The following is a 17408-nucleotide window of genomic DNA, read 5'->3' as shown; positions in this document are numbered from 1 at the left end:
GTAGGGGTTGAGGATCACCCCTCTTGAGGCGGCTGGCCGATGACCGACACCGTCCGATCTGCCGACATGTCGATCGGACACGATGTCGTCGATTTGCACCTCCAATCGACCGTGCTGCCCTCGCCCAATTTCGCCGTCACTTCGACTTCCGGTTCGAAGATCCGGATGGGTGGGCAGTCCGTCCCGTTGCATTCGCTCTGCGTGGAGGGGACGGAGAGAACGCCGGAGGCCCCCTTCGGAACATCGACAGTAAGGGTCAGTTCTCGGAAGGCAGCCGCGATCAGGGTGCTCCGCATGACGGGGAAGCCGGCCATCGCAATTGTGATGCCGGCCCGGGCGGCACCCGATTCCTTGGGGGCGAACGCGATGGCGAACGTGCAGCTACCGCGGGGCGGCACCACTCCCCCGCAGGAATCCGGACGGGCCACCACGAAGGCGGAACCCGTCACTTCCGGCGCGTCGTAGGGCGCGGGAACGTCCCGGTCGTTGCGCAGGGTCAGAACGCGCTCGACGAGCCGATCGCCCAGGTGGAACTGGCCGAAGTCGACCTCGGCCGGCGTCAGCACCGGCGGTGTCGGGGGCGGCGGGTCGCTGATCGACGTCGTGGTGGCCGGCGGCGGCTGGGTCTGCGGGGTGAAGGGCGGACGAGTGGGGCCGAAGGTCAGCCCACCGGTCGAGCCCGGGAGGCCCGGCCCGGCCGGCGTGGGGGAAACCGTGGTCGGCGGCGAGGCAACCGGGCTCGTCGACACGGTTGGATTCGTCGAGAGCCGCGTCTGTTCGCTGGTGTCCCACAGAGCATCGGCGACGCCGAGCCCCAGAATGACCACCGCGACGAGCGCGCCCGCGGCCGCCCGGAGACGGCCCTTGCGCCGCGCCGCGACGACCCTGGCCGGCGGCGGGGTTTGTGCCGCCACCGCCGGCGCGCCTTCCCGGGCCACGTTTCCCGCCTCCGCCGACGGCTCGTCCTCCCGGGCCGCGTTTCCCGCCTCCGGCACATCCGGCACCAGGCCAAGGTTGTGCGTGCTCACTTCCAGGCCCTGCACGTCGCCCAGGCGGGCGCGCTGCTCGCAGGCCCGGCTGAGCTGCTCCCGGGCCTGCGCGTGGTCGCCCGAGCACAGCGCCAGGGTTCCCTGCTCGTGGCGGAACAGGGCCTCGGCGGCCAGGTCGCCGGCGTGCTGCGCGCCCTCGATGCCCAGGGTCAGCAAGCGGCGGCAGGTGGACCAGCGACCGGCCACGGTGAGGATCGGCTCGGCCGCCTCGACCAGGGTGACGACCGCGGCCCACTGCCGGCGCCGGGCCAGTTCGCCGGTCAGCGTGACGAGCGCCTTGGCCAGCGAGATCGTCCCGTCGGCGCCGGGGTCGGCGGCCCGCACGAACTCGGCGATGTCGCGTACGGCCGAGACCAGATCGATCGTACGGAACAGCAGCTCGGCGTTCCCGGGCGCGCGGCAGACGGGCAGGCCGAAACGGTCCCCCTCGGCGTCGGCCAGGCGGCGGTCACGCAGCTTGATCAGGGCTCCGCGAGCCTGGCCGGTGTCCGTGATGATCTCGACCAGTTCGGACGGCAGATGCATCCCGGCCAGCGCGCCGAGCACGGTCAGGGCACGGCGGTCGGCCCGGTCGAGACCGAGCAGGCTCATCCGGGTCAGCGCCGCCGGGTCACGCGTGACGACGTCGGCCAGATCCTCGAAGGTGCGCAGGCCCGCACGCACGACGGCGGCGGCCTGCCGAAGGCGCAGTGGGCTGCCCTCGACGGCCACGACGAGCCGGGCCGCGGCCATCCGCTCGAAGGCGGTCAGCTCGCGGCCGAGATCGCGGGTCAGCAGCAGGACCGCGTCGTCCCCGTCCAGGCCGGGCAGCTCGCAGGGCACGCCGGCCACCGGCTGCTCGGAGCCGACGATCACGGCGCAGTGCGGTCGCAGGGCGTCCACGGCCGCCGCCGCGCCGGCGTCGCAGTCGAGGGCCACCACCGGGCGCAGTGATGCCAGCGCCTCCGGGCGTCCGGCACAGCCGAGGCTCCCGAGCAGCGCCTCCATCACGTCGCCGGGCGAGTCACCCGCACCCACCTGCAGATAGACGCCGTGGCGGGCCGACCCGGCGAGGTGTTTCAGCATCGTGGATTTGCCGATTCCGCACGGGCCGCGCACGTTGACCACGTGACCCTGCGACAAAGCCTGTCGCGCCAGAGCAATCTGCGGCTCCCGGCCGAGCGGCAGTGAAACGGTAGTAGCGGCTGGGCGGAGCGAACGCGCCGGAGGCCAGGCCGGGTCGGCCGGACGGGCCAGGTCGGCCGGGCGGGCCGGGCCGGCCGGGCGGGCCTGGAAGCCGGCGCCCGGGACGAAGTCGAGACGGTGGGCGGCGTACGAGGTGGTCAGCATCAGACGACGATGGCCGCGCGCTCTTAGCCGCCCCTTAGCGCAGGCGGTTCTGTTGCCGAGACGTACGTCACGTCCTACCATCGCGGCACATACCCATTGACGTCCTTCGAACTGCTCGCGCCACCGTCGAAGCGCTTCGATGACGTCCGATCGGAGGGAAAGACATGCGCAGACGCATGCTTGCGGTCGCGCTGGCCGGCACGGCGGCGATGACCGGAGGGGCGGCCGTCCTCACCGCGCTTCCGGCGTCAGCGGCGGCCGGGTGCCGCGTGACCTACGCGGTCAGCAGCACGTGGCCCGGCGGGTTCGGCGCCAACGTGACGGTCACGAATCTCGGGGATCCGCTGAACTCGTGGACGCTCGTGTGGGCGTACGGGAATGGGCAGACTGTGACCCAGTCCTGGAACACCGCCCTGACGCAGAGCGGGTCGACCGTCACGGCCCGCAACGCCGGGTACAACGGCTCGCTGGCGACGAACGGAACCGTGTCGTTCGGCTTCAACGCCTCGGCCTCGGGGACCAACCCCGCGCCCACCGCCTTCACGCTGAACGGGACGGCGTGCACCGGCAGCACGACCCCGACCACCCCGTCGCCGACCCCGCCGACCAGCCCGTCCACACCGCCACCGACGTCCGGCGTCCCGTCCGATGCCGCCTGGGTCGACGCGGGTCAGTGGGCGTCCTGGCAGAACAACGGGTACACGCTTTACAACAACATCTGGGGTTCGGGCGCCGGCGCGCAGACGATCTGGGCCCGCAGCGGCACGAACTGGGGCGTGGTGGCCAACCACCCGCGCACCAGCGGTGTGAAGTCGTACCCGAACACCGGCAAGACGCTCAACCGCACGCTCAGCTCGCTGTCGTCGGTGACCAGCTCGTTCAACGTCTCGGTGCCGGCCGACGGGGACTACGCGACCACCTACGACATCTGGGCCAACAATCACGCGTACGAGGTAATGATCTGGACCAACCAGCACGGCGCGGTCGGTCCGATCGCCGAACAGTACGACGCCAACGGGGCCGTGCCGATCGTGCGGAACCTGTCCGTGGGCGGCCACACGTGGAACGTCTACCGCGGCTCGAACGGCGCCAACGCGGTGTTCTCGTTCATCCGCACCAACACCAGCTCGGGCACGATCGACCTGCTGGCCGTCATGAAGTGGCTGCGCACCAACAACTGGTGGGGCGACGTGACCGTGGGTGAGCTGCAGTTCGGCTTCGAGATCACGGGCACGGCCGGTCAGTCCAACTTCACCACGAACAGCTTCTCGCTCAACTACAGCTGAAGCCCGCCGCGGGCGACCACCCCGCCGCCGCGCTCAGCGCGGCGGCCGGGGCGGCCCCGAGGTCGGCGGGGCGCCGGGAGTGCCCGGAGGCGGGGTGGCGCCCTTGCCTTTGCTGACGTTGATGACGACCACGCCGTTCTTGACCGTGCGGCCGCTCGGCTCGGTGCCCGCCGCGGTGCCGGCCGGGCACTCGGACTCGACCTCCTGCGAGCTGATCACCGGGTAGAAGCCGGCGTCCCCCAGCCGGTTGCGGGCGCTGCGCAGCGAGTCGCACTCGACGTTCGGGATGCGCCGCTGCTCGCCGTACACCAGCTTGCGGTTCTCGGGCCGCTTGAACTGCACGTACGGGCGGGTCTCCATGTAGTCGGCGAGCGTGCGATAGACCGCCGGGTTGACCTGATCGTGGCGCAGCCTGTCCTTGTGGGCTTGGTAGTCAGGGTTGACCAGGTAACCCGCGACGACCAGCGACGTCGTGCCGGCGATCAGCGAGGCCGTGCGGTCGCGGTCGGTGGTGCCGGTCTTGCCGAACACCGGGCGGTCGACGACGCTGCGCACCTGGCGGGCCGTCCCGCCGCCGCAGCTTCCCGTACGGGCCTGGTCGCCGACCGGGCAGCGGGCCGCGTCGACCGCCGCCCGGGCCACATCGGGGCTGGTCGCCTTGACGCAGTGCGGCTTGCCGATGTCGAGCTTCTCGTTGTCGCGAGTGGTGATCTGCTCGATCGGGGTGGGCTCGCAATACATGCCGTCGGCGGCCAGGGTGGCGTACGCGTTGGCCATGTCGAGCGGGGTGGTCGCCGAGACGCCCAGCGTGAAGGCGCCCCACTGATTCGAGTAACCAGGCGAGGCGTACCGGGCGTCGCTGGGGTCGCGGAACTTGATGCCGAAACGCTTGGCCACGTCGACCACGTTCTCGGCGCCGACGCGCTCCTCGAGCGGCACGAAGAACGTGTTGATCGAACGGCCGAAGCCGGTCCACATGTTGTAGACGCCCTCGCCGCCGCCGCCCGAGTTCTGCGGACACCAGAAATGCGTGCCCGGGCAGGCCGAGTCGCTGCTGCGCTCGACGATGTACTTCGACCGGAAGAACTTCTCCGCCTTGATCGTGTAGTGCAGCGGATAGCCCTTCTCCAGCGCCGCGATCAGCGTGAAGATCTTCATGACCGAGCCGGCCTGATAGCCGGTGATGTCGCCACCCCCGCTGAGCAGCGGGTTCACCGTGTTGGGGTAGGTCGCCTTGACCTTCTCGCGCCGCTTGGCCGGATCACTGGACAGCGGGTTGTCCGAGTTGTCGAGTTTGTACTTACGGTTCGTGGCAAGAAGCTTGACCTTGCCCGTACGGGGTTCAACCGCCGCCAGGAGCAGGGCGTTCTTGCTCTTCTCCTTGATCAGGTCGGCGATCCGGCCGCGGGCCTGCTCGGTCGCCTTCAGGTCGATCGTGGTGGTGATGCGGTAGCCACCGCTCTTCAGGCGCCGCTCCCGGTCGAACTGGGACGCGCCGAACTCGGGGCGCTCCATCCACCAGCGGTAGAAGAAGTCGCAGAAGAAGCCCCAGTTGTTGTTGGCCACCGAGACACAGCCGTTGCCGATCGCCTGCACCTTGCGCGGGATCGCTTCCTTCTTGGCCGCCTCGGCCTGAGAAGCGGTGATGGCCCCCGCCTCGACCATGCCCGGGATGACGTAGTTGTTGCGGCGCTGACGGATCTCGTCGTGCCCGCTCTTGGTCGTCGGGTCGTAGTAGGACGGCGCCCGCACGATCGCGGCGAGCATCGCGGCCTGGCCGACCGTGAGGTCCTTCGGCTTCTTGTTGAAGTAGACCTTGCTGGCCGCGAAGATCCCGTACGTCGCCTTGCCGAACGGCGCCATGTTGAGATAGCGCTCGAGGATCTCGTCCTTGCTGAACTTCTTCTCGACCTGCATGGCGTACTTGATCTCGGTGACCTTGCGCTTGTTCGTGTCCTCGGTCGCCTTGACCACCTCGGACGGGCTGGTCGCCGAGTAGGCCAGCGACATGCGCACCCACTGCATGGTGATCGTCGAGGCGCCCTGCTTGGAGTCCGACTTGCCGCTGTTGTTGACCACCGCGCGGGCGACACCCTTGAGGTCGACACCGTTGTGGTTGTAGAAATCCCGGTCCTCGGCGGCGACCATCGCGTCCCGCATCGGCTTCGAGATGTCCTTGAGCCGTACGTCGCTGCGGAACTCGTCGTAGAACTGCGCGATCTGCGTCTTGTTGTCCGACGCGTAAACCCGGGTGATCTGCGGCGAGGCAAAGTCCTTCAGCTCGCTGGGCAGGCTGGCGAACGCGTCACCGCCGGCCTTGGCCGTGAGCCCCGACATGGCCGCCACCGGGAACGCGGCCGCGGCCACCACCACACCGGCCACGAGCCCACACGTCAGCAGCGCGAACACGTTGAAGAACACGTTGTGATCGCGCCTGCGAAACCAGGAACCCACCGAACCACCCACCCGTGCGACGTCGGAAGCGAGCCCCGTCTATTTCACCCCACCCTGTCAAGCCCAAGGCGGTCTTTACCCGGCCAAGCGCCCGCATTTCGACCGCCCGGCCGGTCATATTGAACCTCAAGGGTGGGCACTGGCGACATCCACCCGGTCGGTCACTTTTCTTCACCTGACCGAGCCAGAACCACCCGTCATCGAAGCCCCACCACACCTGACAGGATCACCGAGCAGACGAAGGAGCCGCTCCTGGACGCCCAGTCAAGATCAGCGACCCGACCCACAAGGAATCGAACAGAGCGCCGCGGCCGATGTGTTCGCGTGGGGGGCGTGGTGACGTACGCGGCGTCTCGATCAATCGCACTGCCGTGAGCAGAACCCCCGGAAACCCGATCAAAGGACCGGTTACCAGCGCTTCGCCAGCCTCATCAGCGGATAGCACAAGATCGGCCCGAACGGCGCGTCGTCCACAATCCCCGGTTATCCACAGGCCGCCCGTCCCAGCGCCTCCAAGATCAGCGCAGGCCGATAAAATCCGAGGTGGGCGGGGGTCCCCCGGTAGGGTGGGCCCTGTTTTTGGTGGTTTGCATGCCCAATCCGGCCGCGTCGGCCGGATTACGCCGGCCCGCGCCGTGGGGGACGAAACACGCATCCTGCCAGCCGGACAGTGGCATACATATGCTCCGGCCAAACCGTGCCATACGTATCCTGCCAGCCGAGCCGTGCCATACGCATCCGGCCGCCCGAGCAGTGCCAAATCGACACCGTCAGGCGAGGCAATCAGATCGCAACGTCTCATGACGAGCCAGCGCGTCCTGACGAGCCAGCGCGTCCTGACGAGCCAGCGCGTTCTGACGAGCCAGCGCGCCCTGACAAGCCAGCGCGTCCTGACGAGCCAGCATGCCGTGACAAGCCAATGTCTCGTCAAGAGCCACCCACCGGACCAGCGAGCGGCCCACCCAGCCCACAACGAGCCTGCCGCGAATCTGTAGATCAGCCCGATCCACTCCCGCAGCACCGCACCCGCCCGCGGCACCCCCGGCGCGATCAAGCCGGGCTGGCTCAGTCGGCAAAGGCAGGCAGCGCCGCGCCGGCGACAGGACGAGACTCCTAAGCGCCGTCCGGAAAAGTTGTGATGTCTTCCAGGCCGGCGATCGTCAGAACCGGCGCCAATAGGTCATTGGACAGCAACCGCAAGCGGTCAACGTGGGGAAACAAAGCGGCCAAACCAGCGCTGTCGATGTATTCGACCTCGGTCAAGTCGACGATGAACTTGCCGTCCGCTTCGCGCTCGGTGTCGGTCAGCGCGGCCGCGAACGAGGCCGAGTTGCTCATGTCGATCTCCCCGACGGCGGTGAGCACGACAGCGCCGTCGGGGCCGCGGCCCGGGGTGAGAGTCAGTGGTGTGCTCATCGGGGGATCCTCGTTTGCAGGCCGACGACTGTTCCGGCAGCGCCGGTGGTCACGGTTACTTCGGTCATCATTGACCGCATCAGCGTGAATCCCCGTCCCCTGTGTGGATTGGCGGCCGGCTGGGGGGTTTTCCACAGGCCGCTGTCGGTGATGGTCAGATGCAGGTCGTGGGCGGTGGCCGCGGCTCGCAGGCGGATCAGGCCGCCGGGGAGCTGGCGGTGCCCGTGCTCGATCGCGTTCGCGCAGGCCTCGCCCGCGGCGACCAGCACGTTCTGTGTGGTGATGGGGTCGATGCCGCAGCGGGCGAGCCAGCCCCGCAGCATCCCGCGTACGGTGGCCAGCCGGGTCGCCTCGGCCGGGAAGTCCACCTCCAGCGGGCCGGGGTGGCGGTACAGCAGCAGGGCCACGTCGTCGTCGTATCCGGTTTCGGGGGCCATGCTTTCCATCACCACCGTGGCCAGTTCCTCCAGGGCGGCCGACCGGGCGTTCTGCACGGCGGTGGCCGCCCGCTGGATGCCGGCGGTCAGCGGCTGGCGGCGGCGCTCGACCAGCCCGTCGGTGTAGAGCAACAGCGTGGCGCGGGCCGGGACGGTGTAGTGGGCCTCGGGGCGGGGCGTCGCCGACCGTACGCCCAACGGTCGTGACCGCCCCTGGTCGAGCAGGTCGGTCTCGCCGTCGGGGTGGACGACGACGGCCGGCGGGTGCCCGGCGCTGGCGTAGGTGAGCTCGCCACTGGCCGGGTCGAGCACGCCGCAGAAGACCGTCGCGCACATCGCCCCGGGCAGCTGGGCCGCGAACCGGTCGAGGGCGGTCAGTGTCTGCGCGGGGTCGGTGTTCTGCAGCAGCAGGGCCCGGCAGGCGCTGCGCAGCTGGCCCATGACCGTGGCCGCCTGCAGTCCGTGGCCGACGCAGTCGCCGACGACGATGCCGATGCGCCCGTCGGCCAGCATGACCGTGTCGTACCAGTCGCCGCCGACCTTGAGCGGGCGGGTCGCGGGTGAGTAGCGGACGGCGAACCCGGCCGGCAGCTGGGCCGGGCCGAGGATGGCGTGCTGCAGGGCGAGCGCGGTCTCGCGCTGCTGGTCGATCTGGTGTATGCGGTGCAGGCCCTGGCCGAGGTGGCCGGCCAGCAGGGCGAGCAGGGTCTGGTCCTGCTCGGTGAACGGCCGTTTCTCGGCCAGCTCGATCCAGAGGACCATGGCGCCGTCGGGGTGCTCGAGCGCGATGCCGGCCCCACCGGCCTGTTCGGCGACGGGGGTCAGCAGCGGCTTGTCGCGCAGGACGGTCAGGCTGTGGCGGCGGTTGTCGCTCAGGGTTTCCCAGGTCGTCTGCGGTTCGGTGGTGAGCACCGTGGGGTCGGCGCCACCGTGGAAGACGGCCGCGTACACCCGGGTTGCCTGCCACAGCTCCTGGAACGCGGGCAGCACGCCGGCGAGCGCGCCCGAGACGCTGTCGGCCTGGGACAGCCGGACGCTGAGCGCGGCCACGGCGCTCTCCCGCTGCACCGAGTAGTGCTCGGCGGTCACGTCGCGGAAGGTGCCGACGACGACGCGGCGGCCGGTGTCGGGGTCTTCGGCCTGGTTGAACGAGGCCGCGACCCACAGCCGGTGCCCGTCGCGGTGTTTGACCGGGACCGTGCAGGTGCCGTGGGTGCGCCCGGTGAGCATCTCGAACGCCTCGGTGACCTGCTGGAAGCCCTTGGGGTCGGATTCCCGGTCGGGCCACCACGGGTGGGTCGGTGCGTACGGGAGACCTTCGGGGCCGTAGCCGATGACGTCGGTGAAGGTCGAGTTGATCTCGATGATGGCGCCGTCCTCGTCGCAGACGAAGAATGCCTCCTGCAAGGAGTCGATCAGGGCGGTGCGCCAGCGGGCGTGGTGGTTGCGCAACCGGGAGAGCTCCACATTGGCTCGTACGCGGGCCAGCAGCTCGGCCGACGAGAACGGCTTGACCAGATAGTCGTCGGCCCCGGCCTCCAGGCCCTCGATCGACGCCTCCTGCCCGGCGCGGGCCGACAAGAGCAAGACCGGAGTTCCCGCCGTACGCGAATCCGCCCGCAACGCCGCCACCAGCTGCAACCCGTCGAGGCGGGGCATCATCACGTCGCTGACGACGAGGTCGGGGTTGCGCAGCCGGGCCGCCTCGAGCGCGGCCTGCCCGTCCGGCACCGCCTGCACGCGGTGGCCGGCCGAGCGCAGCAACCGGGTCAGGTAGTCGCGCATGTCGGCGTTGTCGTCGGCGACCAGCACCGTGGCCGGCTTGCCCGGCCGCTCGGGCGCGGGCTCCTCGGGCGCGGAGTCCTCGGGCGCGGACTCCTCGGGCACGCCGGGCAGCCAGCGCAGGGCCTCCTCGACGTACGGCTCGACCGCCGACGACACCGAGGTGCGGCGGCCGTCGGAGGTCACCGAGCCGGGCGGCAGGTGCTCGGCGCCGAACCGCAGCCGGATCGTGAACGTGGTGCCCTCGCCGGGCACGCTGCTCGCCGTGATCGTGGCGCCGTGCAGCTCGATGAGCTCCTTGACGAGGGCCAGGCCGATGCCGCTGCCCTCGTTGGAGCGCGAGCGGGAGTTCTCGATGCGGTGGAAACGCTCGAACAGCTGCGGCATCTCCTGCTCGGACACGCCGACGCCGGTGTCGGTCACGGTGACCACGGCGGTGCCGGCCTCCGCCCGTACGGCGATGCGCACTCCCCCGTCGAAGGTGAACTTGAGCGCGTTGCTGAGCAGGTTGAGGATGACCTTTTCCCACATGCCGCGGTCGATGTGCACCGGCTCGGGCAGCGGCGGGCAGTCGACCTCGAACGTCAGCCCGGCCCGCTCGATGGCCGAGCGGAACACGCTGGCCAGTTCGGCCGTGGCGGCGGCCAGGTCGGCCGGCGTGAAGCGAGCCTGCATGCGGCCGGCTTCGATGCGCGAGAAGTCGAGCAGCGTGTTGACCAGCTTGCCCAGCCGCAGGCCGTTGCGGTGGATGACGTCGAGCTCGGCCCGGACGCCGTCGTCGACCATGTCGGGCCGGGCCCGCAGCTCGTCGAGCGGCCCCATGATGAGGGTCAGCGGGGTGCGGAACTCGTGGCTGATGTTGGAGAAGAACGCCGTCTTGGCCCGGTCGAGCTCGGCCAGTTCCTCGGCCCGGCGCTGCTGCGCCTGATAGCTGCGGGCGCTGCCGATCCCGGCCGCGATGTGCCCGGCGACCAGTTCGACGAACCCTCGATAGCCGTCGTCGAGGGCGCGGAAGCGGTTGAGACCCGCGACCATGAAGCCGTACGGGATGTCGCCCTGCTGCAGCAGAGGCACGAGCAGGGCCTGGGACGGGGGCTCGTGCCAGTCCCCGTACGGCAGCTCGCCGGTCAGATCCACGATGGTGGACTCGCCCCGGGCCACCTCGGCCGTGGGCCACCGGGCCGGGTCGGTGGCCGGGTCATCGAGGGCGAACCCGGTGCTTCCGGCCAGCCGCGGGTCGCCGCCACCGAACAGGTACGTCAGCGTGAAGGGCAGGTCGTGCCGGTTGTGCGAGAGCTGGGTGGCCGCGAACGCGAGCACCTGGTCCTCGGTGCGGATGACATTCGGGTCGGAGCCGAGGTCACGCAGCGTCGCCATCCGGCGCTCACCGATCACCCGTACGGTGTCCTCGCTGACCACGCAGAGCATGCCGACCCGGGTGCCGTCGTCGTCGCGCAGGGGGCTGTAGGAGAAGGTGTGGTAGGTCTCCTCGCGGTAGCCGGAGCGTTGCAGGAAGAGCAGCAGCCCCTGGTCCCAAGTGGCCTGGCCGGTGTCGAGCACGCTCAGGATGCGGGGGCCGATGTCGTCCCAGATCTCGGCCCACACCTCGCTGGCCGGGCGGCCCAGCGCCCACGGATATTTGCTGCCCAGCGTGTCGTTGCGATACGCCGCGTTGCAGAAGAACGTCAGCTGCGGCCCCCACGCCATCCACATCGGGAAGCGCGACGACAGCAGAATGCTGACCGCGGTCCGAAGGCTCTGCGGCCACTCCTCCGGCGGCCCGAGAGGAGTCTCCTGCCAGGACACGGCCATCAGATCACGGCCGACGTCACCGCCCCCGGCGAAAACCTCCGCGCCGGCGGCCGTCCCCTGCCCACTCATGGTGCGAGCTCTCCCGTTTCGTCGACCGCCACCAGGCCCGGGCCGCTACGCACCACGCCGCGTCAATCCTCCCGCAGGATACTCGGCCTGGCTTGCGCGGAACGTCCTCCGGGCGGGTGGCCTATACCCTGATCTCCGCTTCTCATACTCGGCCGAGCCGGCCGCCGGAATCGGCAGCCGGGGGCGCCACCGGCTCGGGAGCCCGCGGCGCCGGCGCCAGCACGATCAGGGCCACCCCGGCCGCGATGATCGCGGTGGCCAGCAAGGTGCGGGTGGTCAGCGGCTCACTCAGGATCCACCAGCCGAGCAGGACGGCGACCACCGGGTTGACGAAGGCGTAGGTGCCGACGATCCGGGGCGCCGCGTGGTCGAGCAGCCAGGTGTAGGCGGTGTAGGCGACCAGGCTGCCGAAGACGATCAGGTAGGCCACGGCGGCCGCCGATCGGGCGGTGACCTCGATGCGCGACCACTCCCCGGTGACGCCGGACAGCACGACCAGGATCGCGCCCGCGCAGAGCATCTCGATGGCGCTGGCCATCAGCGCCGAGGCCGGGCGTGGCGCGTGCCCGGCGTAGACCGTGCCCAGCCCCCAGCAGAGCGCGCCGCCCAGGGCGACCGCGATCGCCGCCGCGTCGCCGCCACCCGACGGCCGGGCCAGCACGACCACGCCGGTGAAGCCCGCGGCCAGGCCCAGCGCGACCGGCCAGGTGATCTTTTCGCGGTCGGTCACCCGGCGGCCCAGCACGATCCACAACGGGATCGTGGCCAGGAACAACGCGGTGATCCCGGACGACAGCCACTGCTCGGCCCAGGCCGCGCCGCCCGTGCCCGCCGCGGGCAGCAGCAGCCCCTGGATCGCTCCCGCGCGCCACTGCGGCCGGTCCGGTCGCGGCATCCGGCGCAGGCGGCAGTACGCGTAGAGCAGCGCCCCGGCGATCAGGAACCGGAAGGCGTTCATGGTCAGCGGGGGCAGCCCCTCCAGCCCGACCTTCTGCGCCAGATAGGTGGAACCCCAGACGACGTACACGATCAGCAGCGGCCCGAGAAAAGTCATGTCCCGCTCGTACCCGGCCCTGGATGGCAGTTCTGCCATGCAACCGGCAGTTCGTGCCATGATGGCAAGAATGACGGTCGACGTGGTGGTCGTGGTGGCCGAACCGGTGCCCGCCTTCGAGCTCGGCATCGCCAGCGAAGTGTTCGGGGTGCGTCGCGCCGACCCGTCGCTGCCGCAGTACGGCTACGCGGTCTGCGCCGCGGAACCGGGACCGCTCCGCACGTCGACCGGCTTTCACATCACGCCCGGCGCGGGCCTCGACCGGCTCGACCGGGCCGGCCTGATCATCGTGACCGGGGCCGCCCCACCGGTGCCGCCGCCCTCGGCCGAGCTCGTCGGCGCCCTGCACCGGGCGGCCGGGCGCGGGGCCACGATCGCGTCCCTGTGCACGGGGACGTTCACGCTGGCGGCCACGGGACTGCTCGACGGGCGCACGGTGACGACCCATTGGGCGTACGCGGAGGAGCTGTCGACCCGTTTCCCGCAGGTGACCGTCGACGTGGACCGCATCTACACCGTCGACGGGCCGATCGCGACCAGTGCCGGCGCGTCCGCGGCGATCGACCTGTGCCTGCATCTGATCCGCCGGGAGCACGGCGCCGACGTGGCCAACCGGGTGGCCCGCGAGATGGTGATGCCGGCGCACCGCAGCGGAGGCCAGGCGCAGTTCTCCCGCCGGCCGGTGGACGTCCCCCGCGGCGACGGGCTGGCCGAGCTGCTCGACTGGGCCGGCGACCACCTCGACGCCGACCTGTCGGTGGAGGCGCTGGCCGCCCGGGCCGCGATGTCGGCGCGGACGTTCGTCCGGCATTTCGCGGCGGCCACCGGCTCGACCCCCGCTGCCTGGGTGCGGGAGCAGCGGGTGCGCCACGCCGAGCAACTGCTGGAGCGGGACGGTTCGACGATCGCCTCGGTCGCCCGGCGCTGCGGTTTCGGCAGTGCCGACACGTTGCGGCGTCAGTTCCGGCGCGTACGGGGTGTCGCGCCGGAGGCCTACCGGGCGGCGTTCCGCACCGTCGCCGGGGCATAGCGCAGCGCTGTCATCGCGGCACCGAGCAGCCAGGCGCCCAGGACGGCCGGGCCGGCCGGTATTTCACGCCGAGACCCCCACCCGGGTGGGCCGGCCGGCGACCGCGGCGGTGATCAGCGAGACGGCGAAGAGCAGGAGACCCAGGTAGGAGCAGCCGAAGCCATAGGTGACGAAGAGCCACCAGAACGGCTTGCCCGGCGGCCCGCCGGAGTACGCCTCGAACACCATGCCGACCAGGCCGAGCAACGCCTGCGGCAGCAGCAGGACGAGCGCGAGCACGGCGGGTTCGCGGGTCAGCGAGCGGACGGCGCCGCGGGAGTCCTGGGTGCGGCGCGAGGCCCAGCCGGTGATCAGCCAGCCGATCAGGCCGCCGGCGAGCAGTCCGAGCACGCCCGCCCCGGTGATCCAGCCGGGGGTGAGACGGTTGAGTTCGGCGGTGGCGTAGAACGAGCCGGGCGGGGTGTCGACGACGTCGGTCTCGGTCTGCACGCTCAGCGACAGACCGTCGCGGGTGGCGGTGAACAGGCGGCCGCTGTCGTCGATCTCGCCGGTGGCGATAAACGTGGCCCCGGTGACCTCGGCCTCGCTGACCTGCCAGCCCTCGGCGACCAGGCGCTGCTGGGCGGCCGCCGTCCAGGCCGGGTAGTCGCCCTTGATGAAGCCGCCGTCGGGCCCGATCCAGACGGCGGAGAAGCTGAAGTCCTCGTCGTGGCCGTAGAGGAACACCTCGGCGTACGACCGCTCGCTGACGTCCTCGAACAGCCCGTCGCCGTTGCGCTCGGAGCTCGGCCGCAGCCCCGGGAAGAGCGATTCCTCGATGGCCTCGAGGCGGGCGCCGGTCGGGTAGCCCGGCGCGAACTCCCACGCCACCCGGGCTGCCACGGCCGCGCCGGCAAAACCGGTGACCAGGGCGATCAGGATGGCCAGCACGACCACGCCGCGGCTGGCCGGGCGGCCCAGGCGCGCCCGCAGGCCGTGCCGCAGCAGGTTCAGCGCCTCACTTACGCCGGGGCGCGCCCGGCCCATCTCGGCCAGGGTGTCCAGCAGTTCGCCGCGGCGGCGGCCCGCCGGGTAGGCCCGCACCAGCAGGCGGTACGCGCGGCTCATGCGGTGGCCGGCCGGGCGGCGAGCTGGGTCGACGCCGTCCGCACGTTGCGCTGCAGCCGCGCGGTCTCGGCCTCGAGCGCGGCGATCCCGCCCTCGGTGAGCCGGTAGTAGCGCCGGTCTCGGCCGTCGACCCGTTCGTCGTGGTCGACCTCGACCAGCCCCTCGGCGTGCAGCCGGTCGAGCGCGGCATAGAGCGTGCCCGCCTGCAGCGTGACCTGACCCTCGGAGAGACCGGCCACCTCCTGGATGATCCCGTAACCGTGCCGGGCCTGCTTGACCAGCGCGGTCAGGATCCAGAAGGTGGGTTCGCGCATCGCCTTCGCTTTCGCCATGCAGGCAATATAAAGATGATCTGACTATGCGTCAATCGACGCGGCCACCGGGGCGGACCGGGTCAGTGGTCCGGAAACCAGCGCCAGGACGATCTGCCCCGCGGCGAGGGCCGGCATCCACGCGTGGTGGCTCGCGTGGCCCTGCAGATGCAGGAGCAGCATCAGGGCGCTCAGGACGGCCATGGTCAGGCGCTCGGCCGGTGTGGTGCGGCCGCGCCAGCCGTCCCGGGCGCAGACCGCGCAGACGATCGACAGCGCCAGCATGGGGGCCGCCGCCGCGCCGGTCGTGGCGACCAGCGCGGCGTGGGCGAGCAGGCAGAGCACCGAGAGGGCGGCGGCGGCCCGGGCGATCAGTGGCAATGCGGGGCCTTCACGGGGCTCGACGCCGGGACGTCGAGGGCCGGGTTCTTGTCGAAGAAGTTGGCCGGCAGCAGGTGGAAGCCCGCCTTCTCGACCGGCATGACCGGCCAGTCCTCGGCCCGCGGGATGTGGGTGACGCCGAGCGTGTGCCACAGCACCACATCGGTGTCCTCGGTCGGGCGGTCGGCGGTGGTCCAGCGGGGCAGGCCGTCGCCGGAGCGGCTCTGGTTGGGGTACTCCCCGGCCGAGCGCATCTCGTCGGGCCGGTACGGCGTCACCCACATGTTGCGGGTGGCGAACCCGGCCCGCTGGGCGATCAGCGACGGCGGCTGGGCCAGCATGGTGGCCGAACTCCAGCCGGGCAGGAACTTGTAGCCGACCGGCACGCCCCAGCGGTTGGTCTTGCCGCGGTTGACGACGGTCCAGTTGCGCGAGCTCTGCGTGTTGGTGACCCAGTCGCCGGCGTTCTCGCGATCGATGACGGTCCGCCGTACGCCGATGGCGTTGCCGTGCGGGTTCTCCGGGCCCACCGGCACGGCGTACGCGTCGTTCTGCACCACGGTGTTCTGCCAGCCGTCCACCTCCATGTCGAGGCGGAACGAGAACAGGTGCTGGTGGTACGTGCCGACCAGGTTGGTGCCGATCGGGGTGCCGTGCGGGGTGGGCTCGCCGTCCGCGACCGCCCGCGTCTGCACGATGCCGAGCAGCTTGATCTCCACCTGGATCGAGGCGTCCTGATAGAAGTACCAGAAGAAGCCGTAGTGGTAGTTGCCGACGGTGGCGATGAAGCTGACGACCAGGCGGCGCGACCGGCGTACGTCGACCTTGCCGGTGACCCAGTCGGTGTGCTTCCAGAGGATCCCGTCGTCCTCCTCGTGGATGCAGATCGCGTTCGGGATGGTGGCCGGCTCGCCGTCCTCGCCCGCGAGCACCGCGTCCATGTAGACGATCTCGCCGAGGCAGTCGCAGCCCAGGCGCAGGGGGTTGGCCAGTTTGCCCAGCCCGAACTCGCCGACGTCGAAGGCGCTGCGCCAGAAGTGCTCCGACGACGGATCCCCGTACGGGACCACCATCTCGGACAGCGACGCGCGGTGCAGAACCGAGCGGTAGTCCCCGCCGTCGGCGTATTCGACGGCGTGCAGCACCAGGCCCTCGAGCGGGTGCATGCCGATCCGCAAGCGCCACTTCTGCCAGCTCAGCTCGGGGCCGTCGAGGGTGAAGCCGACGCCCTCGGGCTGGGTGATCTCCAGGGGCGCGATGTCCGTACGCATGGGCTGGTTGGCGTCGGCCGTGTAGTTGCACAGGTCGGGATTCATCGGCCGCACCCCGAAGTCGTGCACGTCGACGACCTCGCCGCTGGTCAGGTCGACGATCGCGATGACGCCCTCGATCGGGTGGGCGTAGCCGTTGTCGTCGGGGAACTCGCGGTAGTACGAGACCGAGCCGCACATGCGCCGCCCGTCGACCGGCACGCCGGCCATGTTGCCGACGCCCCACGGGTCGATCTGCACCTTGGACAGGTCGGTGATGCCCCGCTTGGCCAGCGCCTCGGCGTACCGCGGGTCCTGCTTGATGAGCTCGGGCGCCCGGTCGAACTCCTCGAGCAGCACCGGCGCCGAACCGTCGGTGATCTCGATCGTGGAGACCAGCTTGCCGGCCTCCAGATCGACGACGACGTCGAACGTCCGGGCGGTGTCGCGGTCCAGGATCATGGCCCGGGCCCGGCGGGCGACCGTCTCGCCGGCGCGCAGCGCGTACTTGTCCGGCTCGTCGGTGAAGACGGCGCTGAAGCCGGGGCGGTCGCCGCCGATCTTCTCGCTCCGGATCACGGCCGCGGCACGGCGGATCTCGTCCGCGGTCAGGGAGTCGAACAGGGGGTTGCGCATCAGGT

12 protein-coding genes are annotated in these 17408 nt (G+C 70.7%); 2 read left to right on the top strand and 10 right to left on the bottom strand.

All coding sequences use genetic code 11. The features are described from left to right. Nucleotides 1-14 precede the first annotated feature (14 nt). Nucleotides 15-2378, bottom strand: a complete 2364-nt coding sequence (locus ACZ3I4_RS41135; RefSeq protein WP_465387557.1) for a hypothetical protein — start codon at nucleotides 2376-2378, stop codon at nucleotides 15-17. Nucleotides 2379-2542: 164 nt separating this feature from the next. Here ACZ3I4_RS41135 and ACZ3I4_RS41130 point away from each other — a divergent pair, with 164 nt between their 5' ends. Beyond that, the gene (locus ACZ3I4_RS41130; RefSeq protein WP_465387556.1) at nucleotides 2543-3664 is read left to right on the top strand and encodes a glycoside hydrolase family 12 protein; all 1122 of its coding nucleotides are present in this window, start codon (nucleotides 2543-2545) and stop codon (nucleotides 3662-3664) included. Between the two features lie 33 nt (nucleotides 3665-3697). On the opposite strand, the gene ACZ3I4_RS41125 is transcribed toward ACZ3I4_RS41130, so the two are convergent. The 5 genes from ACZ3I4_RS41125 to ACZ3I4_RS41105 form a co-directional block, all read right to left on the bottom strand. Beyond that, nucleotides 3698-6118, bottom strand: coding sequence for a penicillin-binding protein (locus tag ACZ3I4_RS41125; protein WP_465387555.1), 2421 nt, complete (start codon nucleotides 6116-6118; stop codon nucleotides 3698-3700). Between the two features lie 770 nt (nucleotides 6119-6888). Then, on the bottom strand, nucleotides 6889-7056 hold the full coding sequence (locus ACZ3I4_RS41120) for a hypothetical protein (RefSeq protein ID WP_465387554.1): 168 nt from the start codon (nucleotides 7054-7056) through the stop codon (nucleotides 6889-6891). A 175-nt stretch (nucleotides 7057-7231) separates the two neighbouring features. Continuing rightward, entirely contained in the window at nucleotides 7232-7534 is a 303-nt protein-coding gene (locus ACZ3I4_RS41115) for an STAS domain-containing protein (protein ID WP_465387553.1), read from the bottom strand. Beyond that, complete coding sequence (locus ACZ3I4_RS41110) at nucleotides 7531-11634, bottom strand: SpoIIE family protein phosphatase (protein ID WP_465387552.1); 4104 nt, start codon at nucleotides 11632-11634, stop codon at nucleotides 7531-7533. Before ACZ3I4_RS41110 ends, ACZ3I4_RS41115 begins: the two co-directional genes overlap by 4 nt. Nucleotides 11635-11776: 142 nt before the next feature. Further along, nucleotides 11777-12688 carry an EamA family transporter gene (locus ACZ3I4_RS41105; protein ID WP_465387551.1) on the bottom strand — a complete coding sequence of 304 codons (912 nt, stop codon included), beginning with the start codon at nucleotides 12686-12688 and terminating at the stop codon, nucleotides 11777-11779. Between the two features lie 70 nt (nucleotides 12689-12758). Between ACZ3I4_RS41105 and ACZ3I4_RS41100 the strand changes: the two genes are divergently transcribed. Continuing rightward, a complete protein-coding gene (locus ACZ3I4_RS41100; RefSeq protein WP_465387550.1) occupies nucleotides 12759-13718 on the top strand; it encodes a GlxA family transcriptional regulator in 960 nt (319 codons plus the stop codon). A gap of 63 nt (nucleotides 13719-13781) precedes the next feature. On the opposite strand, the gene ACZ3I4_RS41095 is transcribed toward ACZ3I4_RS41100, so the two are convergent. The 4 genes from ACZ3I4_RS41095 to ACZ3I4_RS41080 are packed head-to-tail and all read right to left on the bottom strand — an operon-like array spanning nucleotide 13782 to nucleotide 17403. Continuing rightward, the gene (locus ACZ3I4_RS41095) at nucleotides 13782-14825 is read right to left on the bottom strand and encodes a hypothetical protein (protein WP_465387549.1); all 1044 of its coding nucleotides are present in this window, start codon (nucleotides 14823-14825) and stop codon (nucleotides 13782-13784) included. Continuing rightward, a complete protein-coding gene (locus ACZ3I4_RS41090; RefSeq protein WP_465387548.1) occupies nucleotides 14822-15157 on the bottom strand; it encodes a PadR family transcriptional regulator in 336 nt (111 codons plus the stop codon). The genes ACZ3I4_RS41095 and ACZ3I4_RS41090 overlap by 4 nt, the downstream gene beginning before the upstream one ends. Before the next feature lie 24 nt (nucleotides 15158-15181). Next, nucleotides 15182-15517 (bottom strand): hypothetical protein, encoded by a 336-nt coding sequence (locus ACZ3I4_RS41085; protein ID WP_465387547.1) that lies wholly within the window; start codon nucleotides 15515-15517, stop codon nucleotides 15182-15184. Then, nucleotides 15508-17403 carry a primary-amine oxidase gene (locus ACZ3I4_RS41080; RefSeq protein ID WP_465387546.1) on the bottom strand — a complete coding sequence of 632 codons (1896 nt, stop codon included), beginning with the start codon at nucleotides 17401-17403 and terminating at the stop codon, nucleotides 15508-15510. Before ACZ3I4_RS41080 ends, ACZ3I4_RS41085 begins: the two co-directional genes overlap by 10 nt. Nucleotides 17404-17408 lie beyond the last annotated feature (5 nt).

It is taken from the genome of Actinoplanes sp. NPDC021490 (genome assembly GCF_055562135.1).
Note: the sequence above shows the minus strand (reverse complement) of the source record. Positions and strands in the feature narration are given on the sequence as shown.

Bases quoted from the DNA above. Each gene is read 5' to 3' on its own strand.
- ACZ3I4_RS41135 (WP_465387557.1), bottom strand. From the start codon at position 2,378: ATGCTGACCACCTCGTACGCCGCCCACCGTCTCGACTTCGTCCCGGGC.
- ACZ3I4_RS41130 (WP_465387556.1), top strand. From the start codon at position 2,543: ATGCGCAGACGCATGCTTGCGGTCGCGCTGGCCGGCACGGCGGCGATG.
- ACZ3I4_RS41115 (WP_465387553.1), bottom strand. From the start codon at position 7,534: ATGAGCACACCACTGACTCTCACCCCGGGCCGCGGCCCCGACGGCGCT.
- ACZ3I4_RS41110 (WP_465387552.1), bottom strand. From the start codon at position 11,634: ATGAGTGGGCAGGGGACGGCCGCCGGCGCGGAGGTTTTCGCCGGGGGC.
- ACZ3I4_RS41105 (WP_465387551.1), bottom strand. From the start codon at position 12,688: ATGACTTTTCTCGGGCCGCTGCTGATCGTGTACGTCGTCTGGGGTTCC.
- ACZ3I4_RS41100 (WP_465387550.1), top strand. From the start codon at position 12,759: ATGACGGTCGACGTGGTGGTCGTGGTGGCCGAACCGGTGCCCGCCTTC.
- ACZ3I4_RS41095 (WP_465387549.1), bottom strand. From the start codon at position 14,825: ATGAGCCGCGCGTACCGCCTGCTGGTGCGGGCCTACCCGGCGGGCCGC.
- ACZ3I4_RS41090 (WP_465387548.1), bottom strand. From the start codon at position 15,157: ATGGCGAAAGCGAAGGCGATGCGCGAACCCACCTTCTGGATCCTGACC.
- ACZ3I4_RS41080 (WP_465387546.1), bottom strand. From the start codon at position 17,403: ATGCGCAACCCCCTGTTCGACTCCCTGACCGCGGACGAGATCCGCCGT.